Origin of the sequence: Halothece sp. PCC 7418 (assembly GCF_000317635.1) — a bacterium.
Classification (GTDB): Bacteria; Cyanobacteriota; Cyanobacteriia; order Cyanobacteriales; family Rubidibacteraceae; genus Halothece.
The window spans coordinates 595,521-614,178 of record NC_019779.1 but is presented as its reverse complement, the minus strand read 5'-3'; the positions used below and the strand labels follow the sequence as shown (position 1 = coordinate 614,178).

Annotated in this window: 18 protein-coding genes; 9 read left to right on the top strand and 9 right to left on the bottom strand. The window is 43.2% G+C overall.

The genetic code is table 11. From position 1 onward, the window contains the following. Window position 1: 1 nt before the first annotated feature. On the bottom strand, window positions 2-1,360 hold the full coding sequence (murF, locus tag PCC7418_RS02820) for a UDP-N-acetylmuramoyl-tripeptide--D-alanyl-D-alanine ligase (RefSeq protein WP_015224666.1): 1,359 nt from the start codon (window positions 1,358-1,360) through the stop codon (window positions 2-4). Window positions 1,361-1,500: 140 nt separating this feature from the next. Between murF and PCC7418_RS02815 the strand changes: the two genes are divergently transcribed. Continuing rightward, window positions 1,501-2,787 (top strand): hypothetical protein, encoded by a 1,287-nt coding sequence (locus tag PCC7418_RS02815; RefSeq protein ID WP_015224665.1) that lies wholly within the window; start codon window positions 1,501-1,503, stop codon window positions 2,785-2,787. A 176-nt stretch (window positions 2,788-2,963) separates the two neighbouring features. On the opposite strand, the gene PCC7418_RS02810 is transcribed toward PCC7418_RS02815, so the two are convergent. From PCC7418_RS02810 to PCC7418_RS02795, 4 genes are all read right to left on the bottom strand, one after another. Further along, the gene (locus PCC7418_RS02810; RefSeq protein WP_015224664.1) at window positions 2,964-4,502 is read right to left on the bottom strand and encodes a ferredoxin--nitrite reductase; all 1,539 of its coding nucleotides are present in this window, start codon (window positions 4,500-4,502) and stop codon (window positions 2,964-2,966) included. Between the two features lie 373 nt (window positions 4,503-4,875). Beyond that, window positions 4,876-5,715 (bottom strand): formate/nitrite transporter family protein, encoded by an 840-nt coding sequence (locus PCC7418_RS02805; protein WP_015224663.1) that lies wholly within the window; start codon window positions 5,713-5,715, stop codon window positions 4,876-4,878. A 60-nt stretch (window positions 5,716-5,775) separates the two neighbouring features. Then, the gene (cynS, locus tag PCC7418_RS02800; RefSeq protein WP_015224662.1) at window positions 5,776-6,222 is read right to left on the bottom strand and encodes a cyanase; all 447 of its coding nucleotides are present in this window, start codon (window positions 6,220-6,222) and stop codon (window positions 5,776-5,778) included. A 163-nt stretch (window positions 6,223-6,385) separates the two neighbouring features. After that, window positions 6,386-6,583, bottom strand: coding sequence for a hypothetical protein (locus PCC7418_RS02795; protein WP_015224661.1), 198 nt, complete (start codon window positions 6,581-6,583; stop codon window positions 6,386-6,388). A gap of 208 nt (window positions 6,584-6,791) precedes the next feature. Between PCC7418_RS02795 and PCC7418_RS02790 the strand changes: the two genes are divergently transcribed. The 5 genes from PCC7418_RS02790 (at window position 6,792) to PCC7418_RS02770 (ending at window position 10,841) form a co-directional block, all read left to right on the top strand. Continuing rightward, window positions 6,792-6,977, top strand: coding sequence for a hypothetical protein (locus PCC7418_RS02790; protein ID WP_015224660.1), 186 nt, complete (start codon window positions 6,792-6,794; stop codon window positions 6,975-6,977). Then, window positions 6,947-8,236, top strand: coding sequence for a dihydroorotase (locus tag PCC7418_RS02785; RefSeq protein WP_015224659.1), 1,290 nt, complete (start codon window positions 6,947-6,949; stop codon window positions 8,234-8,236). The genes PCC7418_RS02790 and PCC7418_RS02785 overlap by 31 nt, the downstream gene beginning before the upstream one ends. An 11-nt stretch (window positions 8,237-8,247) precedes the next feature. Continuing rightward, window positions 8,248-8,799, top strand: coding sequence for a signal peptidase I (gene lepB / locus PCC7418_RS02780; RefSeq protein ID WP_015224658.1), 552 nt, complete (start codon window positions 8,248-8,250; stop codon window positions 8,797-8,799). A gap of 180 nt (window positions 8,800-8,979) precedes the next feature. Continuing rightward, window positions 8,980-9,780: a COP23 domain-containing protein gene (locus PCC7418_RS02775; RefSeq protein ID WP_015224657.1), complete on the top strand. Its 801-nt coding sequence runs from the start codon at window positions 8,980-8,982 to the stop codon at window positions 9,778-9,780. Between the two features lie 86 nt (window positions 9,781-9,866). Further along, on the top strand, window positions 9,867-10,841 hold the full coding sequence (locus PCC7418_RS02770) for a 3'(2'),5'-bisphosphate nucleotidase (RefSeq protein WP_015224656.1): 975 nt from the start codon (window positions 9,867-9,869) through the stop codon (window positions 10,839-10,841). A gap of 86 nt (window positions 10,842-10,927) precedes the next feature. Here PCC7418_RS02770 and PCC7418_RS02765 read toward each other — a convergent pair whose 3' ends face one another. Beyond that, window positions 10,928-11,851 (bottom strand): methylenetetrahydrofolate reductase, encoded by a 924-nt coding sequence (locus PCC7418_RS02765; protein WP_015224655.1) that lies wholly within the window; start codon window positions 11,849-11,851, stop codon window positions 10,928-10,930. Between the two features lie 76 nt (window positions 11,852-11,927). After that, window positions 11,928-12,287: a single-stranded DNA-binding protein gene (locus tag PCC7418_RS02760; RefSeq protein WP_015224654.1), complete on the bottom strand. Its 360-nt coding sequence runs from the start codon at window positions 12,285-12,287 to the stop codon at window positions 11,928-11,930. 231 nt (window positions 12,288-12,518) lie between these two features. On the opposite strand from PCC7418_RS02760, the gene PCC7418_RS02755 reads away from it, so the two are divergent. Beyond that, window positions 12,519-13,523 carry a rod shape-determining protein gene (locus PCC7418_RS02755; protein WP_041596126.1) on the top strand — a complete coding sequence of 335 codons (1,005 nt, stop codon included), beginning with the start codon at window positions 12,519-12,521 and terminating at the stop codon, window positions 13,521-13,523. 39 nt (window positions 13,524-13,562) lie between these two features. Here PCC7418_RS02755 and hisG read toward each other — a convergent pair whose 3' ends face one another. Further along, window positions 13,563-14,228, bottom strand: a complete 666-nt coding sequence (gene hisG, locus PCC7418_RS02750; RefSeq protein ID WP_015224652.1) for an ATP phosphoribosyltransferase — start codon at window positions 14,226-14,228, stop codon at window positions 13,563-13,565. A gap of 261 nt (window positions 14,229-14,489) precedes the next feature. Between hisG and PCC7418_RS02745 the strand changes: the two genes are divergently transcribed. Next, a complete protein-coding gene (locus tag PCC7418_RS02745) occupies window positions 14,490-15,131 on the top strand; it encodes a DUF2301 domain-containing membrane protein (protein WP_015224651.1) in 642 nt (213 codons plus the stop codon). Between the two features lie 69 nt (window positions 15,132-15,200). After that, the gene (locus tag PCC7418_RS02740; RefSeq protein WP_015224650.1) at window positions 15,201-15,563 is read left to right on the top strand and encodes a 2Fe-2S iron-sulfur cluster-binding protein; all 363 of its coding nucleotides are present in this window, start codon (window positions 15,201-15,203) and stop codon (window positions 15,561-15,563) included. 78 nt (window positions 15,564-15,641) lie between these two features. Here PCC7418_RS02740 and ileS read toward each other — a convergent pair whose 3' ends face one another. Beyond that, complete coding sequence (gene ileS, locus PCC7418_RS02735; protein ID WP_015224649.1) at window positions 15,642-18,524, bottom strand: isoleucine--tRNA ligase; 2,883 nt, start codon at window positions 18,522-18,524, stop codon at window positions 15,642-15,644. Window positions 18,525-18,658: the final 134 nt, after the last annotated feature.

Below are 18,658 nucleotides of genomic sequence, written 5' to 3'. Positions count from 1 at the left end.
CTCAAATCATGTTCCGCAGTTGGTCTAAAACTTCGTTTAACCCGACAGAGTTTGAGGCTTTGAACAAAACGCGATCGCGCGGTGTGATGATTTCTTTTAACCGTTCCACTAAAGCAGTTTTATCCTGAAAACATTCGCTTGGCACTGATTTTGCGCCAGTGACAATGGCTTCGGTTTCGGGTTCATCCACCAAAACTAAGAGATGATCTAATGCCAGTTTTGCCACCATTTCCCCCACTTGGCGATGCAGGGCTTCGGATTGCTCTCCTAGTTCTTTCATTGTTCCTAAAACGGCGATATGACGGTTGCCAGGGGTGTCTTTTAGCAGTTGGAGCGCTGCCATCATCGACTCGACCCCTGCATTGTAGGTTTCATCGAGGAGAATAATATCATTGTCTAGGGTATAACGGCGCGATCGCGCTCCTGGTAAAGCCACTTGTATCCCCTGCTGTAACGGTGTTAAATCTAAATTGAGAGTCTTCGCCACTGCTAAGGCTGCGAGATAATTAGACGCATTATGCACCCCTGGTAAGGGGAGGGGAAAAGTGAAGTCTGCTACGGCTAGGGTTTCGGAATCTAATAACCGCCCTTGTAAGTCTCCGCCTTCTAAGCCATAGGTGAGGGTTTTGCCATGCCAAACCGTTGCTGCGGTATTAATCAAGCGGGTGTTATCGTGATTCAGAATTGCGGTTGCATCTTCGGGCATTTGCTGAAGGAGTTCACATTTTGCCTGCGCGATCGCCTGTCGCGATCCGAGACGACCAATATGGGCGGTTCCCACATTCGTAATCAAACCCATAGTCGGTTGAGCAATCTCAGTCAGTTCGGCAATTTCTCCTCGGGCTCTCATTGCCATTTCCACCACAGCATAATCATAATCTGAATTGAGTCGCAGCAGCGTTTTTGGCACACCAATTTCATTATTTTCATTGGCTTCTGTTTTTAAAACTTTCCCATACTGAGACAGCACACCAGCAATCAATTCTTTCGTTGTCGTTTTCCCGACTGATCCTGTAATTCCAATAACAGGAATTTGATATTGCTTCCGCCACCAATGAGCGATTTGTTGATAAGCCACTAGCGTATTTTCCACATAAAATTGAGAAACATCACTAGGTAGATCTCTTGAAAAATTCCGATTCAGAATTAACGCACTTGCCCCTGCTTGCAACGCCTTTTCAACAAAGTGGTGACCGTCAAATTTTTCGCCCACCAAAGCAACAAAGACTTCCCCTCTTTGAAGATGACGAGTATCTGTATTAACCCCGATCACAGTTTTTCTTTTCCAATTCTCACCGAGAACTTGATTTAAAGGCTGAATAATTTTTGCTAAGATAGGTACAGTTAAATTGAAAATCATAGTTATATTTACGGAATCACTCCCGAAAACTTATTGTAATTCCAGAGACACTAAAACGTTTTGGTTATGATTTGAGGGGGTAATCTCGCTCAATATTGCTTTCTAACGCTCTCCCATTTTCATACCATTTTTAGCAAAAAATGCCAACTCAAGCCTTATCAACTCAGCAAAAGCAAGAACAGATTTACGAACACTTAAAAGCCTGTGTGCAAAAAGAGACCCCAGAGGAAGTTTTAGGGCGATATCATCGTCTGTTCGTGCAAGCGACTGGATATGAAGATCCAGAAATCCGAGAGGCTTTAGAACAAATTGTAAAAGAGGAGGAAAAAAACAAGAACTTTTCTTCTTTTGTAAGTTATTGTTGTTATCTTGCCATTAATTACTGGCTCACTCAAGATGCAGAAGCCCAACAAGCCATTGGCGATTTAGTCCAAAATTTTCAAGAAATTCCTCCTTTTGCTCGTTCTCAAACTATGGCTTCTCGTCGGATTCGAGAAAAAGTGAGTGAATTTAGCAAAAGTGACTATTTTCTCAGAATGCAGCGTTTGCGAACTTTGTTAATTACTGACGAGGAAACTCAAAGAGACAAATCTCAACCCTTATCTGCTATCTTAGGACGTTACCCTTTTTTATTTCAAGATTGTATTCTCCCTCAAGACAACTATCCAGAAACGAAACGCACTCTGAAAAAATTTCAAGTTAAACAACAACAGGATTTTGAAGCCTCTCTTGCCAACTATATTACTAATCAAGTTCGCTTATCACGGTTAGCAAAACGATATAACTGTTGGGAGAAAGCACAAGAATCAATTACTGCTATTCCTAACCCAACTCTCTTAAAAGAACCCGAATTAATTTCAACACTCCAACACTTTATCAGTGGCGTTCAAGGGACATCAACCTATCAAGATTTAGCGAAACGATTTATCACTCATAGCAGCAAAGCAGATACCTTTAAAATCTACAAACGTGATTTATATGAATATTTAGTTAATTCTTTAGACGGTGACTATGTCAAAAAACAGTTTAGGAAACGGCTTTCAACTTACTTAAAAAATACTTTAGTGGATTGGGATCGGCAAAAGCCAAATGAACAACTAATGCTGCGAGTTGCCAATAACTTATTGAAATTTCTGGTTGTTGAAAGTCGTCAAAATATTGATCACTATCTCTATCTCGATTTAATTACACATTTAGGACCAACGCAAACGGTTGGGTTACTCTTAAAAATTATGTTGCTCTCTAATAAAATTAATCCCTATTTAATGAGTCGCTTTGCCATTTTATACAATCATTATGAAAATGTACCCCGACATAATGTTCACTGGCTTTTCAAGTCTCTAGAAAATCTGAAAATTGCTTTAACGATTCATAATAGTACGGTTGATTTATCTTACTGGCGTTCAGTTAATTCACTGTCTGTTTAGGGTAAACTACCCCGCCCTACTTCGGAGAGGGAGGCGCGATATAGCAATCCCAAATCAATTGTAAATTAATCCCCCCTAGTAGCTCATCAAGTTTGAATTGAGGGATTACTGTTTCTCCCCATCTCCCTTTCCCCCTATCTCCCCCTCAACTTCCACCCAATCGGGGGGTAGGATTGCTATTTCAATGTTGCTCCAAATTCATCTACTAAAATCTCTCGTAACACTTGCGGTAAATCTTCACAGGGAATTCCTTTTTTAACCCGTTCTCCTAATTTTGCATTTTTTCCAACTTTCCCTCCCATAAACAAATCTACTGCTTCGACCATTTCTCCATTTTTACGAGCTTTTGTTCCCATTAAACCAATGTCTGCGACTTGCGGTTGACCACAAGAGTTAGGACATCCTGTCCAGTGTATTCTTACTCCATTGGGAATATTTAATTCTGCTTCCAATTGTTGAGCAATTTCTAAGGCTTGTTGTTTGGTTTCAACTAAAGCGAAATTACAGAATTGTGCGCCCGTACAAGACACTAACGATCGCGCTAATGGTGCCGGTTCAATGCTAAACTTTTCTAATAGCGGTTCGCTCAAAAAGGTTTCTAAATGTTCCTCTGCAAGATCAGGAAGAATCACATTTTGTTCAACAGTTAGTCGGATTTCATTTCCCCCATAAACTTCTGCTAAACGGGCGAGATCAAATAAATCATCCGCGGTTAAACGTCCCACAGGAACATTCAATCCCACATAAAATTTCCCAGCTTGTTTTTGCGGATGAACCCCGATATGATCGCGCTTTTCCCAGTCAATCACATCTTCAGCAGGTGCAGTTAATAAGGTTTGACCAAATGTTTCTTCAACTAATTGACGAAACGGATCGATTCCTAATTCATCAATCAGCCACATTAAGCGAGACTTTTGACGATTTGCTCTTAAACCGCGATCGCGATACACTTCTAAAATCGCTCGGGAAATACCAACAACAAAATTTTCTGTTGGCGGAATCCAAACATTTAAAGGAATTGCAGATTCACACCGTTTAGAAGAGAAAAAGCCTCCCACTAAAACATTAAATCCTAACTCGCCGTCACGATAAGCAGGGACAAACGCAATATCATTAATTTCTGCATGAACAGAATTATCTCGTCCCCCTTCAATCGCAATATTAAACTTACGCGGTAAATTCGTAAACTCAGGGTTTCCTTCCCCAGAATTAGTAATCATATCTTGCACTTTTTTCACTAATTCTCGGGTGTCGATTAATTCTTCTGCATCTAACCCCGCTACAGGTGAACCTGTAATATTACGAACATTATCCATTCCCGACTGCATGGAAGTCATTCCTGCTTCATGGATGCGAGAAAAAATATCAGGAATATCTTCTAAACGCACTCCTCGCAGTTGAATATTTTGGCGAACGGTAATATCAGCACTCCCATCCTCTCCATATCGCTGAACAATTTCTGCAAGGACTCGCATTTGTCCGCTGTTGAGAATACCATTGGGGGTTCGCATTCGCAACATGAACTTGCCAGGAGTAACAGGACGATGAAAAATTCCTAGCCATTTGAGACGCTGTTCAAGGTCAGTTTTATCCACTGCTTCCCAGCCGATTTTAGCAAAATGTTCCAGTTCTTCTTTAACCGCCAGCCCGTCTTTTTCTGCTTTGAATTTTTCAAACTTATTTTTAGATTGATCGGATTTTAATGTGCTAGTCATTGCAATTTTGTCTGTCTCAGATTTTCTACTAAAACAATAATAATTACCAGTCTCTCAGACTTATTGAAAGGGAAATCATAGCAGGTAACTGTATCATAATATACGAATTACTGTTTTTGATGCGCTTATTACATCTTAATAATGTTGAAACTGCAAGATTAGTCTCGGATCGCAGAAATCGGTCATCAAGTTTGAATTGAGGGATTACTGTTTCTCCCCATCTCCCGAAACAACCTGAAGTGGTCGGGTGGGCAAGGCAAACCCGACAATGTAGTCTTTCTTGGTTAAAAGTGGTATCACATCACCGAACAAACAAAAAATAGAATGAAACAGCCCTGCCCTCAACTTCCACTCATGATTTCAAAGGGAAATATTACTTTTCTACTGCTTCTGGTTCTGGTGCGTGAATAGAGGAAACTTTGGGCTGGGGAGTCTCACTATAAGTTGCATAAAATAGGCAGCCAACAAACAACCCTCCACCAATTAAATTACCAATGGTTACTGGTAAAAAATTCCACAAGACCATCTCTGTTCCTGAAATGGGAGAACCGAGGGTGAATCCTGTCAAAAGAAAGAACATATTAACAACAATGTGTTCCATACCTAGTGCAACAAATGTCATAATTGGCCACCAACAAGTGAGGACTTTACCAGGAACAGATTGACTAACAATTCCCAGCATGACTCCGAAGCAAACTAATATATTACAGATAATTCCTCGTACAATCATCAGCAAGAAACCATTCGCTCCCATTTCACTAACACCAATGGTTCTGGTTTCTGCAATTGACATAATTTTCTGAGCTACCTCATTGGGCTCGATTGTAAAAGCGTTGGTTAGGGAAAAACTAATTGCTAAGGCTGCAACCAAACACCCTAAAAAATTACCAAGGTAAACCCAAAGCCAATTTTTAACAATCAATCCCCATCGGGTTAGTCCTGATAGTTTAGCCGTCGCCATTAACGCAAAATTTCCAGTAACTAGTTCCATTCCAAAAAGGACAATAAGAACAAAACCCCAAGGAAAAATAACAGCAGCTACGAATGGAATCCCAGATTGAACGGCGATTGTCATCGCTAAAGTAGTTGCAATTCCTAATAATAATCCAGAATAAAAGCCACGAATTAACATATCCTTGACGGAAAGTCTAGCTTTTATGTCCCCTGCTTGTGCCATCTTTTTAATGACTTCGCGAGGTATCGTGTAATCCATTTAAAAATCCTCCTGATTTTCATTTTTCTGAACTGAATCTGAATTAAATGGTTGTGTAATTTACCACTTTTTATAAGGTAAAAACTTGCCTTCCATAATCATTTTTACGCGATCGCCCTTGGGATCTTCTACTTTTTCTACCTTGAACGTGAAATCAATTGCACTCATAATCCCATCACCAAACTTTTCATGAACAACGCTTTTGACGGGCATTCCATAAACTTGCATGATTTCATACAAGCGATAGATTAAGGGATCAGTTGGAATTTGAGGCTCTAAAGATCCTTTTAATGGCGGTTCAGTTAAATGGTCTGCTAATTCAGTTCCTAAACCAAGAGTAGAAAGAATTTTATTCGCTTCCTCACTATCAGCACTCGCTTGACGATAAATAACAGAAGCAATCCAAACTTCATCTCGTCCGACTGCTTTTCCAATGTCAGCAAAACTCATTCCTTTTTCTTTTTTAGCTGTCAAAAGTTTGCTGGTAATGTCTGGAAATTCTTTCATCTGTAAAACCCTCTTCTCTTTTCAATTAATCTCTATAATTAACCCTTGAATTTCCACTAATTTACAGATAAAAATTTTATATTTTTGTTAGATTCGTTACAAAAATACACATTTGTATGCTGGGATTGCATGGGAATCTCTAAATAGTTACATTTTCCTGAAATTAGAAGATTAAAAAGAAAACTGTATCAAAAATAACTGCACCAATAACAAACTTGATGATAGCGATATCGATTTGCAATTGATGATTTGCTTCTTGGGTATCTTGTTGCTTCGTTAAATCTTGTGGAGAGTCATGATCAATAGGAGGATTTTGATCCAAGTCGTTACGTTGGAAATCTGTGGTTTGAATTGATGTCATCAGAAGTTGAGAGGATTGGTGGTGATTATTAATAGCCGATCCTAGATAAAACCAAACTGGTAATAGGTATTGAATTAAACATTTTGGGGTAATAAATTTTATAATTGCATTGTTTTGATGTAAGATTTTAATGGCAAAGAAACGGAAACTATCAGTATATTTGGTAAGGTAAGAAACTTTCTTTTAGCAGAATAATCGAGGTCAAGGGATGGAAATTTCTCAATTACGCGCTATGGTAGAACGGGCGATCGCGGATGGAGAACTCTCTCGCCGTGAACGAGATGAAATTATGGAGGCGATTCACGGTAAAAAACATATTACACGGGAAGAATGCCAAATCATACGGGTATTACAACGAAAGATATGGACAGCGGAGATCAAAATTCAGCGTTAATACAACTGTTACAACAGGTGCGTCTCCTCGATCCAGCTTCAGATACAGAACAAGTGGCTGATGTCTTGATTGAGGATAATCAAATTCGAGAGGTTGCGCCTGAAATGACCGATTATCCGTCATCAACCCAAGTGAGAGAAGCAGATGGCTTAATCTTAGCACCTGGGTTAGTGGATCTTTATAGTCATAGTGGTGAACCAGGGAATGAAGATCGAGAAACGCTGGCTTCTCTGGCTAAAGCAGCCCTCGCTGGTGGGTTTGCACAGGTGGGGATTCTACCCGATACACAGCCCACTTTAGATCGTCCAGGTCATCTCCAATGGTTGCAGCGCGAAACCCCTCCTGATGCGCCTAATTTTGCCCTCTGGGGAAGTTTAACCCTGGGGGGTGAGGGGACACAAATGACAGAGTTAACTGAGTTAGCAGAGGCGGGAATTGTTGGTTTTAGTGATACCGTTTCTTTGTGTCATTTAGGCTTATTACGGCGGGGGTTGGAATATGTGCAACCCTTGGGAACCCCCGTGGCGTTATCGGTGCGCGATCGCGCTCTCAGTGATGATGGGGTGATGCGCGAGGGAGAACTTTCGATGCAAACGGGTTTACCTGGTGATCCTGCTGTCTCGGAAACCAGCGCGATCGCTGCGGTTTTAGAATTAGTCGCAGCAACAGAAACTCCTGTGCATCTGATGCGGATCTCCACCGCCCGCAGTGTGGAATTAATTGCAGCAGCAAAAGCGAGAGGGTTTCCGATCACCGCTAGCACGACTTGGATGCACTTACTTTTAAATACGGCTGCGGTTACCAGTTATGATCCGAATCTGAATCTCTGTCCTCCTCTCGGCGATCGCGCGGATCAAATGGCTTTGATTGATGGCGTGAAAGCAGGGGTGATTGATGCGATTGCGGTGGATCATACTCCTTACACCTACGAAGAAAAAACTGTTGCTTTTGCCGAAGCCCCACCTGGCGCGATCGGTTTAGAATTGGCACTACCGCTATTGTGGCAAAACTTTGTTGAAACCAAAGAATGGACAGCACTAGAATTGTGGCAGGCGTTGAGTGTTGCTCCGAGAGCTTGTCTCAAACAGCCCCCCTGGCGCTGTGCGGTGGGAGAACCGACAAACGCCATTTTATTTGATCCGAAAAAAACTTGGACAGTTAACAAAAGTAATTTAAAATCTCTGAGTACGAATACCCCTTGGCTTGGCAAACAACTGACGGGTCAAGTGGTTGCAACTTTTTTGAATGACGCAAAGTAACTAAAATTATAGTGGAAAAATCTGAATCAATTTGGCAACAAGTTTGGGAAAATTTAAAGGCGATCGCGATCGCGCTAATTGTTGCATTTTTAATCCGAGTTTTTATTGCTGAACCCCGTTATATTCCCTCAGACTCGATGTTTCCCACTTTAGAAGTTGGGGATCGCATTGTTGTGGAAAAAGTTTCTTATTATTTTTCTTCCCCCAATTTTCGAGATATTGTAGTCTTTAACCCACCCGAATTATTACAAAATTTTGGCTACGATTCGGATCAAGCCTTTATTAAAAGAGTGATTGCTGATGCAGAAGATACCATTGCTGTCCGTAATGGCAAGGTTTATCTTAATGGTGACCCAATTCGTGAATCTTATATTAAAGAACCGCCCAATTATCAAATTTCTCCCCTTACCGTTCCTGACAATAAACTGTTTGTTTTAGGGGATAATAGAAATAACAGTAATGACTCTCACGTTTGGGGCTTTTTACCGGAAAAGAAAGTGATTGGTCGCGCTGTCTTTCGCTTTTGGCCCCCTGACCGTATTGGCATTATCAATAATAATTGATTTTTGTTATGTGTCCTTGGGTCACTGTTGGGAACTAAAGAACTTCAAACACGACATAAGATGTAGAGTGTTGCTTAATCAGTTTAGGGACAAAGCAACCTTGACCAACGGTCGCAGCAGGCTCCTTCTGTTTAGGAAGGTGTAATCTGCGACCCATTTGATCTGACAAGGAAAAATACAATGATGTTACGCTCTCTCACCCTTAGTTTATCTGCGTTAGCTGTTGCCTTAAGTAGTGTTAATGTTCCTGTTCAGGCAAAGCCTTTATCCTCACTTTTTCTTAATAGTAACTTTCCTGAAAATCAAGCCTCATTTCCTCCGATTTTGAGTCAAGCCCCCGAAAATATTCCAGAAGTGATTGTTGATACGATTCCCATCGATAGTCCTTCTTCTCCTTCCCCAGAAGAAGACGTGGTGGTCAATAGCCCTTCTTCTCCTTCCCCCACATCCAGCGATCAGCGCTTTAGTTGCGAATATAATCAGGGTCAATATACAGTGATGTATAATCCCCAAAGTCAGCCCAATGAAAGCTATCCTTGGGCAATTCCGCAGCAAATGGGAGGAAACTGGTCAGCAGAAAGACGCTGTCGTGAAATTAGTCAACGGTTAGAACTCTATCGTCCAGATGGATTGTTAGAACTACAAACTAGCATGATGAATAATGAAAATGTGGTTTGTGTTACCACTCAGGCTGATCCCAGTTGTCGGATTGTGTTTACTGTTCCCCGAGGACAAGACCCCATTGCAACGCGCGATCGCGTGTTCGATAATCTCGCTGATGCTAACCAAGGACTCGCCACCCGAGGGGTAACGACCTTTACCAATAACTCCAGTTTGAGAGATTTATTAAACGGAAATCAGAGTCAAACCGATGAAAATATTAATCTCCGTCCCTTCTTAGATCCAGCAGATGGCGGGACTGGAGAAGAACTTCAATCTCAAAGTTCCCCCCGTCGCTTGAATCCCAGTCTGTTCCAATAGGTTTGTTTAGGATCTGCCCGTTCTATGGTATTTTTGGGAGAGCGCGATTAAGACGTGATTGTATTTCAGCAAAAAAGAGGAGAGCAATGGCATACGAAAAAGAAGTGTCAGTGGGAATTGAAGCAGCGTTAAGTGCTGCTAAGTTATGCCAAGCGGTGCGGGAAAATATGCCAGATCGGATCGAAAAAGAAGACCGCTCTCCTGTTACAATCGCTGATTTTGGCTCACAAGCTGTTATTTGTCGTGCTTTAGCTGAAGCCTTCCCCAGTGACCCTGTGGTGGGAGAAGAAGATGCAACAGCCCTGCGCTCTCCAGAAATGTCAGAGCAGTTAGCACAAGTTACAGAATATGTCAAGCAAGAAGTTCCGAAGACCAGCACGGATGATGTGGCGCAGTGGATTGATCACGGGAATGGCGAACCCGCAGAACGGTTTTGGACATTAGACCCCATTGATGGGACAAAAGGCTTTCTCCGAGGGGATCAGTACGCGATCGCGCTTGCCCTTTTAGAAGGGGGAGAAGTGAAAGTGGGCATTCTCGCCTGTCCCGCCCTTGCCCTTGATCTTGCCCCACCGTTGAATCAAACAGGATTATTGTTTGTTGCCGTGCGGGGAGAAGGCACTCGCGTCCGTCCGTTGAGTGAAGACAACTGGAATACGATCAAGGTGACTTCTCCTGATGATACAGAACATTTGCGCTTTGTGGAAAGTGTCGAAGCAGCCCACGGCGATCAAAGTCAACAAAACGCGATCGCGCAAAAGGCAGGGATTACCAGCCCTTCTCTCCGCATTGATAGCCAAGCCAAATACGGCGCAGTTGCCTCTGGGTCTGCTGCCCTTTATTTACGGCTTCCTTCCCCGAAAAAACCAGATTACCGTGAAAATATTTGGGATCATGCAGCAGGCGCGATCGTTGTTGAAGAAGCAGGGGGACGCACTAGCGATATGTATGGCAAACCTCTAGACTTTTCCGTGGGGACAAAACTGTTCCAGAATCGCGGAATTGTGGTCAGCAATGGTTCTCTTCATGAAGTAGTGTTAGCAGCGTTAAGTGAGCGTTAAAAAACAGTGCCACTTTTCTGAAATCAGCAGATCAGTGACACTGTTTTGTTTAAATTCAATGATGGGGGTGGGAAGCTCAATCCCTTTTAGCGGACTTGTGCGGTAGTGGGGAGTTTAACGCCTTCCACTGGCTTCACCCCAGCTAAATCGAGAATCTCGGGAACGACTTCTTCTTTCTTGATTGCCATCATGTGAACTCCTTGACAGAGTTCTCGCGCTTTTTGTACATCCTCAGCAGCAATTTTAATTCCTTCTTGCAGCGGATCTTGGGCGCGATCTAAACGTTGGATAATCTCTTCAGGAACATGAACCCCAGGCACATATTTCTGAATGAAACGCGCATTTTTTGCCGATTTGAATAAGAAAATGCCAGCAAGAATCGGTTTTTTCGCAGGAGAAGCCACTTCATTCATAAACTTCTCTAAGCGATCAAAATCCGTTAGCATCTGACTTTGGAAAAACTCTGCTCCTGCTTCCACTTTCCGCTCAAAGCGTTTTTGTAAACCTGACCAACTATCGGATTGCGGATCAACCGCAGCACCAGCGAATAACTCTAATTCGCCATCTGGGAGAGGTTTATCATTAAAGTCTGTTCCCTCATTGAGTTTGTTGATTAACTTCAATAAGCGAACCGACTCTAAGTTAAAGACAGCTTTGGCTTTGGGGTGGTCTCCAGCTTTCACTGGATCACCTGTCAGCGCAAGGATGTTACGAATGCCTAGGGCGTGAGCGCCCATTAAATCACTTTGGATGCCAATCAAGTTACGATCGCGACAGGCAACTTGACAAACTGGCTCAATGTCATGTTTTAAAAGAATCACTGATGCAGCCAGAGAAGACATCCTCAAAACGGCGCGACTGCCATCAGTAATATTAACTGCATGAACGCGCCCTTTTAAGGCTTGGGCAACCCGTAGCATCCGCTCTGGGTTTCCACCTTTAGGAGGAGTAACCTCAGCCGTGACTAAAAACTCATTCGCTTCGACTGCTTGACGAAAACGACTCATCATAATTTCTTAATTTTTAATGCTACAAGTTCTAGACTACAGGCTTATGGAAAACTCGCCAAATTCCTGGGGGAATAACTTAGAACTCATCTGGAGTGTAATTCAATCCTGATCCCCCTTGATCTCCTTTGCTCCCGAGTAAATCTAAGCGATCCACACGCACGACAGGACGAGAACGATTGTTGCCATTTTGGTCTTGCCAAGTCTCAATTTTTAATTTCCCTTGAATGCCCACTTGCTTCCCTTTGCGGACATATTCTGAAGCCACTTCTGCGGTGCGTCCCCACATTTCCAATTCAAACCAGTCGGGTTTATCATCTCTTTTACTGCGTCGATCCACCGCGATCGGAAATTTGCATAAAACCGTCCCACTTTCAAAATATTTGACTTCTGGATCAACCCCAGCGCGACCCACAAGGTGAATAACATTAAGATTCATAACTTGCTCCTCCATCAAGATTTAATCAAATTGCTCAAAATCTGTTCTTAGTTTAACCTTCGATTGATCTTTTTCTAGAAACTAGCGTTTTCCCACTAGACGTAACCCTGGCAAAAATAATAAAATCCACATCAATTAGAGCGGACTGCTCTAAAAAATAGCAAGATCAATGGCACTTTGGGGGCAGAGAAACGAGTGAGCTTTTGGAGTCGGTTATCTCTTTCACGGGATATGGGAATTGACCTTGGAACAGCAAACACCTTAGTTTATGTTTCGGGTAAAGGTATTGTGCTACAAGAGCCATCAGTGGTGGCGATGGATCAAGAAAGTAAAGAAGCCCTTGCGGTAGGGGAAGATGCAAAACAGATGTTAGGGCGGACTCCTGGCAATGTCGTGGCTTTACGTCCCTTGCGAGATGGCGTGATCGCAGATTTTGATAATGCGGAACTGATGTTGAAACATTTCATTCAACGGGTACACGGTGGGAGAGCCTTAGTTTCTCCTCGCATTGTCATTGGCATTCCTTCAGGCGTGACGGGTGTGGAACGACGAGCGGTGATGGAAGCTGCGATTCAAGCAGGGGCCAGAGATGTCTATCTGATTGATGAACCCGTTGCTGCTGCTATTGGGGCGGGTTTACCCGTTGCTGAACCCACAGGCAATATGATTATTGATATTGGTGGGGGAACAACAGAAGTTGCTGTTCTCAGTTTGCAAGGAACTGTGTTGAGTGAATCGGTTCGTGTTGCGGGTGATGAACTCAGTGATGCGATTACTCAATATATGAAAAAAGTCCATAATATGGTCATTGGGGAACGAACCGCCGAAGAAATTAAAATTCGGGTGAGTTCAGCTTATCCCACTGATGGCGATGATGACTTATCTATGGATGTGCGAGGACTCCATTTACTTTCAGGCTTACCGCGCATGGTCACCATTAAAGCACCAGAAATTCGTGAGAGTATGTCTGAACCCTTATCAGTGATTGTAGAAGCGGTGAAACGAACGTTAGAACGCACACCACCCGAGTTAGCATCGGATATTATTGATCGCGGTATTATGCTCGCTGGCGGGGGCGCACTTCTACGCGGACTGGATACGTTAATTAGTCATGAAACGGGGATTGTGACCCATGTTGCTCCCGATCCCCTCAAATGTGTTGTTCTCGGGACTGGGAATGTTCTGGAAAACTTCAAACAGTTAGCCCGAGTCTTTACTGGCAGTTCCAGCAGTTAGCGACTGATCAGTAACCCATCAAAAGTGCTTTTGTCACTATCATTGGGTTGCTGTGAGTTCTGTTTGTTGCAAGGCAATCGTTTCTCGAATCCCTTGACAATATTTTGCTAAGTTTCCCTGATTTAAGCGGTAACTTAGAGGATGAGCAATCAGGTGCGCTGTACTTTCAAACAACAAATCAATTTCAACTAAGCCATTTTCCTTGAGTGTGCGTCCTGTGGAAACTAAATCTACAATCGCTTCTGACATTCCCGTAATCGGACCCAATTCTACAGAACCATATAACGGGACAATTTCAACGGGTAAATCTAAACTGTGAAAATGGTCTCGCGCACATTGGACAAACTTTGAAGCCACACGGGCGTGAGCGGGTAAATCGAGAGAACGCTCATAATGACTATCTGACTTTACTGCAACCGATAACCGACAGTAACCAAATTGTAAATCTGCTAAATCAGCAACTTTTGGTGTTTTCTCCCGTAAGACATCGTAGCCAACAATGCCCATTTGCGCTTGTCCATATTCCACATAAACGGGAACATCTAAGGCTCGAACTAATAAGGCTCTGGCGGTATTCGTGGGATCAATAATTTGCAAAGCACGATTTTTGGGATCATTAAAAGCGCTAAAATCTAAGCCAATTTGCTGAAATAAACGGATACTTTCTTTCAGTAAAGCCCCTTTGGGTAAAGCAACGGTGATCATGTTTTTTGAGATTTCCTAAACCAGAAAGTAATCCTACCATGACCTGTTTCCCGTTGACGATTCAGGGGAAAACTTTCCCCCCAATTGGTTATTGATGACGACCCAGAGGTGATTTCAACAACAGTCCAAGCTGCCCAATCTTGACCAACGGTCGCAGATTGTCCCTTCCGTGACAGAAGGTGTAATCTGTGACAGGAAACAGGAAGTGATATCAATAGTTTTTTGATTAATCGTTTCACCAACACTGAAAATAGGAAGTTTATGGTTTACCAAGGACAATTTGGCACTTATGAGATTACAGAGCGCGATCGCGCTGAAGTCAGAATTTATCGGGGGGGCTTATTGGTCGCAGCGTTCACCTTTGCGATCGGAAGCCTACTGTTGTTCTGGCAAGGAGCAACCCCAGTTGTTTTACAAAGCCTAACCTATTTGTATGGTTTGTTCTCCCTAGCTTTAGGCATTAGTTTAATCACAATTCACATCTATTTATTACCGCTACATCGTCTCCTACAAGTCTTTTGGTTAGTGGGAACAATCTCAGCGATTATGATTGGTTTTCAAGCAGATGTTCCTCTTGCTTTATATGTTTATAACCATCCTCTAACTCTCTTTGGTATTGGCTTTACTTTTGCAGCCCTCACTGGCATTTTTTTCAAAGAAGGCTTCTGTTTCCATCGCCTAGAAACGCAAGTGCTCACCCCTCTCGTTCCGATTTTACTGTTGGGACATTTAGCAGGCATAATTCTCCCAGAAATTGAACAAGTGTTGTTAGCGGTTTGGACAATCTTTTTCTTGATTTTTGCTCTGAGAAAACTCCCGCAAAATCTTCCTTCTGATATTGGCGATAAATCCGTATTTGATTACCTCAAACAGCAACGGCGCACTGAAGGCGGGGTGCGATAGACTCGGTAATTACTGAATCATATCCGTTTAAAATAGAACTGTCGGACTCTAGTTTAAGGGAAAACAACCATGCCACAAGTTACGGCTCAAGGAAAAACCTTTACCTGCGATCGCGGGGCAAATCTCCGAAAAGTCTTACTGGAAAACAACATTGAGGTTTATAATGGCAATGCTCGTGTCATTAACTGTCATGGTCTCGGCACCTGTGGCACTTGCACTGTAGAAGTAGAAGGAGAGGTTTCGCCACGAGGTCAGCGAGAAAAACTGCGCTTGTCTTTACCCCCGCATAAAGAAGAAACGACACGACGTTTATCCTGTCAAGTCCAAGTTCTTGGGGATGTAAAAGTCACGAAATTTACGGGATTCTGGGGTCAAGAAGAAACGGTGAAATGGTCTCCAGACTCTTCAACCCCCTCGCAGCAAAGTGCTTAATTGTTGGTTTGTGGAGAAGGAAGCGGAAATTTCACCGTAAATGTACTGCCTTCTCCTAATTCGCTTTCAACAGTAACTTTAGAAATTACCGACTAAGGCGTGATGACATCGCTCGCAAATCGTTGGATCATCTTCAAACTGTCCCACTTGGGTTGAATAATTCCAGCAGCGATCGCATTTTTCTCCGTCTGCTTTAACAATTCCCACCGTTACCAGTTCAGTTTCACTGTGATACTGGGCGTTTTGAGCTTCCTCTGGCGTGTCTAAGACTTCCACTTGGGAGGCGAGGAAAAGATAGCGGAGTTCATCCACGTGCAACCCGTCTCCTACAGTCTCACTGGGGTTCATCTCCCGCAGTTGGTCTTGTAACCTGGAATCAGAAACATACAGTAAGATTTTTGCTTCTAGGGATGCGCCAATCAGTTTCTCGGTGCGGGCTTGTTCTAAAACTTTATTCACTTCCCCTCGCACTTGTCGCAGTTTCGACCAGCTTTCGGCGAGATCCGTATTTTTCCAATCGGTTTGTTGAGGAATCCATCCTGAGGCGAAAACGGACTTGTGAGGGACAGGATAAGGAATATTTTGCCAGATATCTTCTGCAGTATGGCATAATACTGGCGCGATCGCGCGAGCCAGATTTTCGACAATAATCGCTAACACGGTCTGACAACTGCGTCGGCGCAGAGAGTTCGCATCGGAAATATACAACCGATCTTTGGCAATATCCAAATAGAAGTTTGATAAATCCACCACACAGAAATTCTGAACCGTTTGGAAGAAGCGGAAAAACTCAAACTCTTCAAACGCTGCGGTAATCTCCTCAAACACTTCTCCTGTCCGATGCAACATATACTGATCTAAACTGGGGAGTTGTTCATAAGCAACGCCATCGGTTTTGGGGTCAAAATCATGTAAATTCCCCAACAGAAAGCGGACGGTATTACGAATTTTCCGATAAGCATCTGCTAACTGTTTGAGAATCCCTTGACCAATGGGAACATCCGCCGAATAATCCACCGAAGAAGCCCACAACCGTAAAATATCCGCCCCATAAGCAGGTTCTTTCTTTTGATTCTTACCCCCATTAATAATCACCGCAGGATCAACCACATTTCCCATAGACTTACTCATTTTGTAGCCTTTTTCATCTAAGACAAAGCCATGAGTCAAAACAGTTTTATAAGGCGCAACCCCTTCTGTGGCGACACTGGTTAATAAACTCGACTGAAACCAACCGCGATGTTGATCCGATCCTTCCAAATACATATCAACAGGATAAGTTAACTCTTCTCGCTGTTTCGCTACCGCAGCCCAAGAAGAACCCGAATCAAACCACACATCCATGGTATCCGTTCCCTTCCGATAAGTGCGTCCATTATTCCGATACTCTGGGGGTAACAACTCCTCGGTGGACATTTCCCACCACGCATCCGATCCTTGATCCGCAATGATATTCTGGACATGAGCAATGGTCTCTGGAGTCAGTAAGGGTTCATTGGTTTCCTCGTCATAAAATACGGGAATGGGAACACCCCAACTACGTTGACGGGAAATACACCAATCACTGCGCTGAGACACCATCGCGCGAATGCGATTTTCTCCCTGTTTCGGTAACCAATTCACGCCTGAAATCGCCATTAATGCTGCTTCCCGAAAGCCTTCCACAGAAGCAAACCACTGTTCGGTAGCGCGGAAAATGGTAGGTTTTTTGCTGCGCCAATCGTAGGGATATTTATGCTGATACGGTTCTTGTTTCAGAAGAGAGTTCGCTGCTTGTAACGCTTCAATGACAGCATCATTCCCACCGTTAAGGACTTCTAACCCTGCAAACTGACCCGCTTCTTCCGTAAACGTTCCTTGTTCATCCACTGGGGATAAAATCGGTAACCCATAGCGCATTCCGACCACATAGTCTTCTTGACCATGTCCTGGTGCGGTATGAACTAATCCCGTTCCTGAGTCGGTTGTAATATAATCCCCACCGATTAAAACCTTACTTTCGCGATCAAACAAGGGATGGCGATACTGACAATGTTCTAAGGCTTTTCCAGGGAGAGTTGTTTTTACCGTCAGCGACTGTCCTAAAGTTGCAGACAGTTTCTCGACTAACTCCGCAGCAACAATCCAATACTGACATTGTGCATCTTCTCCTGATTGTTCCACGACGGCATAAGTTAAATCAGGATTGACGGCGACGGCTAGATTCCCTGGAATCGTCCAAGGAGTGGTTGTCCAAATCGCAACCCCTAAACTGGAAGCATACTCCCCTAAGGTTGCTTGCGCTGCTTCTCCTAATGCGGTCACAGGAAACACAGCATAGATACTGGGAGAAGTGTGTCCTTCAGGATATTCTAATTCCGCCTCCGCGAGAGCAGTTTTAGAACTCGGACTCCAATGGACGGGTTTCAAACCGCGATAAATATAGCCTTTTAACGCCATTTCCCCAAAAACACCAATTTGGGCTGCTTCGTAAGCTGGGTTCAGGGTTAAATAAGGGTTGTCCCAATCTCCCCAAACCCCATAACGCTTGAAGCCTTCTCGTTGTTCGTCAATGGTTTTATGAGCAAACTTCGCTGCTTTTTTCCGTAACTTAATGGGCGTTAAATGGGCGCGATCTTTTTCCTCAATGTTCTGTAAAACTTTTAATTCAATCGGTAAGCCGTGACAATCCCAACCAGGAACATAGCGCACCTTATACCCTTGTAAAATCTTATATTTGTTGATGATATCTTTCAGGATTTTATTCAGAGCGTGTCCCATGTGCAATGAACCGTTGGCGTAGGGGGGTCCATCATGCAAAACAAATACATCTTTGGGATTTTGCTGCGATCGGGTTTCATAGATTTGTTCCTGCTGCCAAAATGCCTGAATTTCAGGTTCGCGCTGTTTGGCATTCGCCCGCATGGCAAAATCCGTTTTAGGGAGATTGATCGTGTCCTTATAACTCTTGTTGGTTGTCACTGGTCTTGCGTTGTCGTTTGCTAGTGGACAGTTAATAACGAGAATCGTACCGATATTTTAACGTTATTAGTTCTTCCGTTGAAACTCTCTAGCTTGAGTGGAGAGCCTGTAACATAGAAAATAACGAAGTCCTC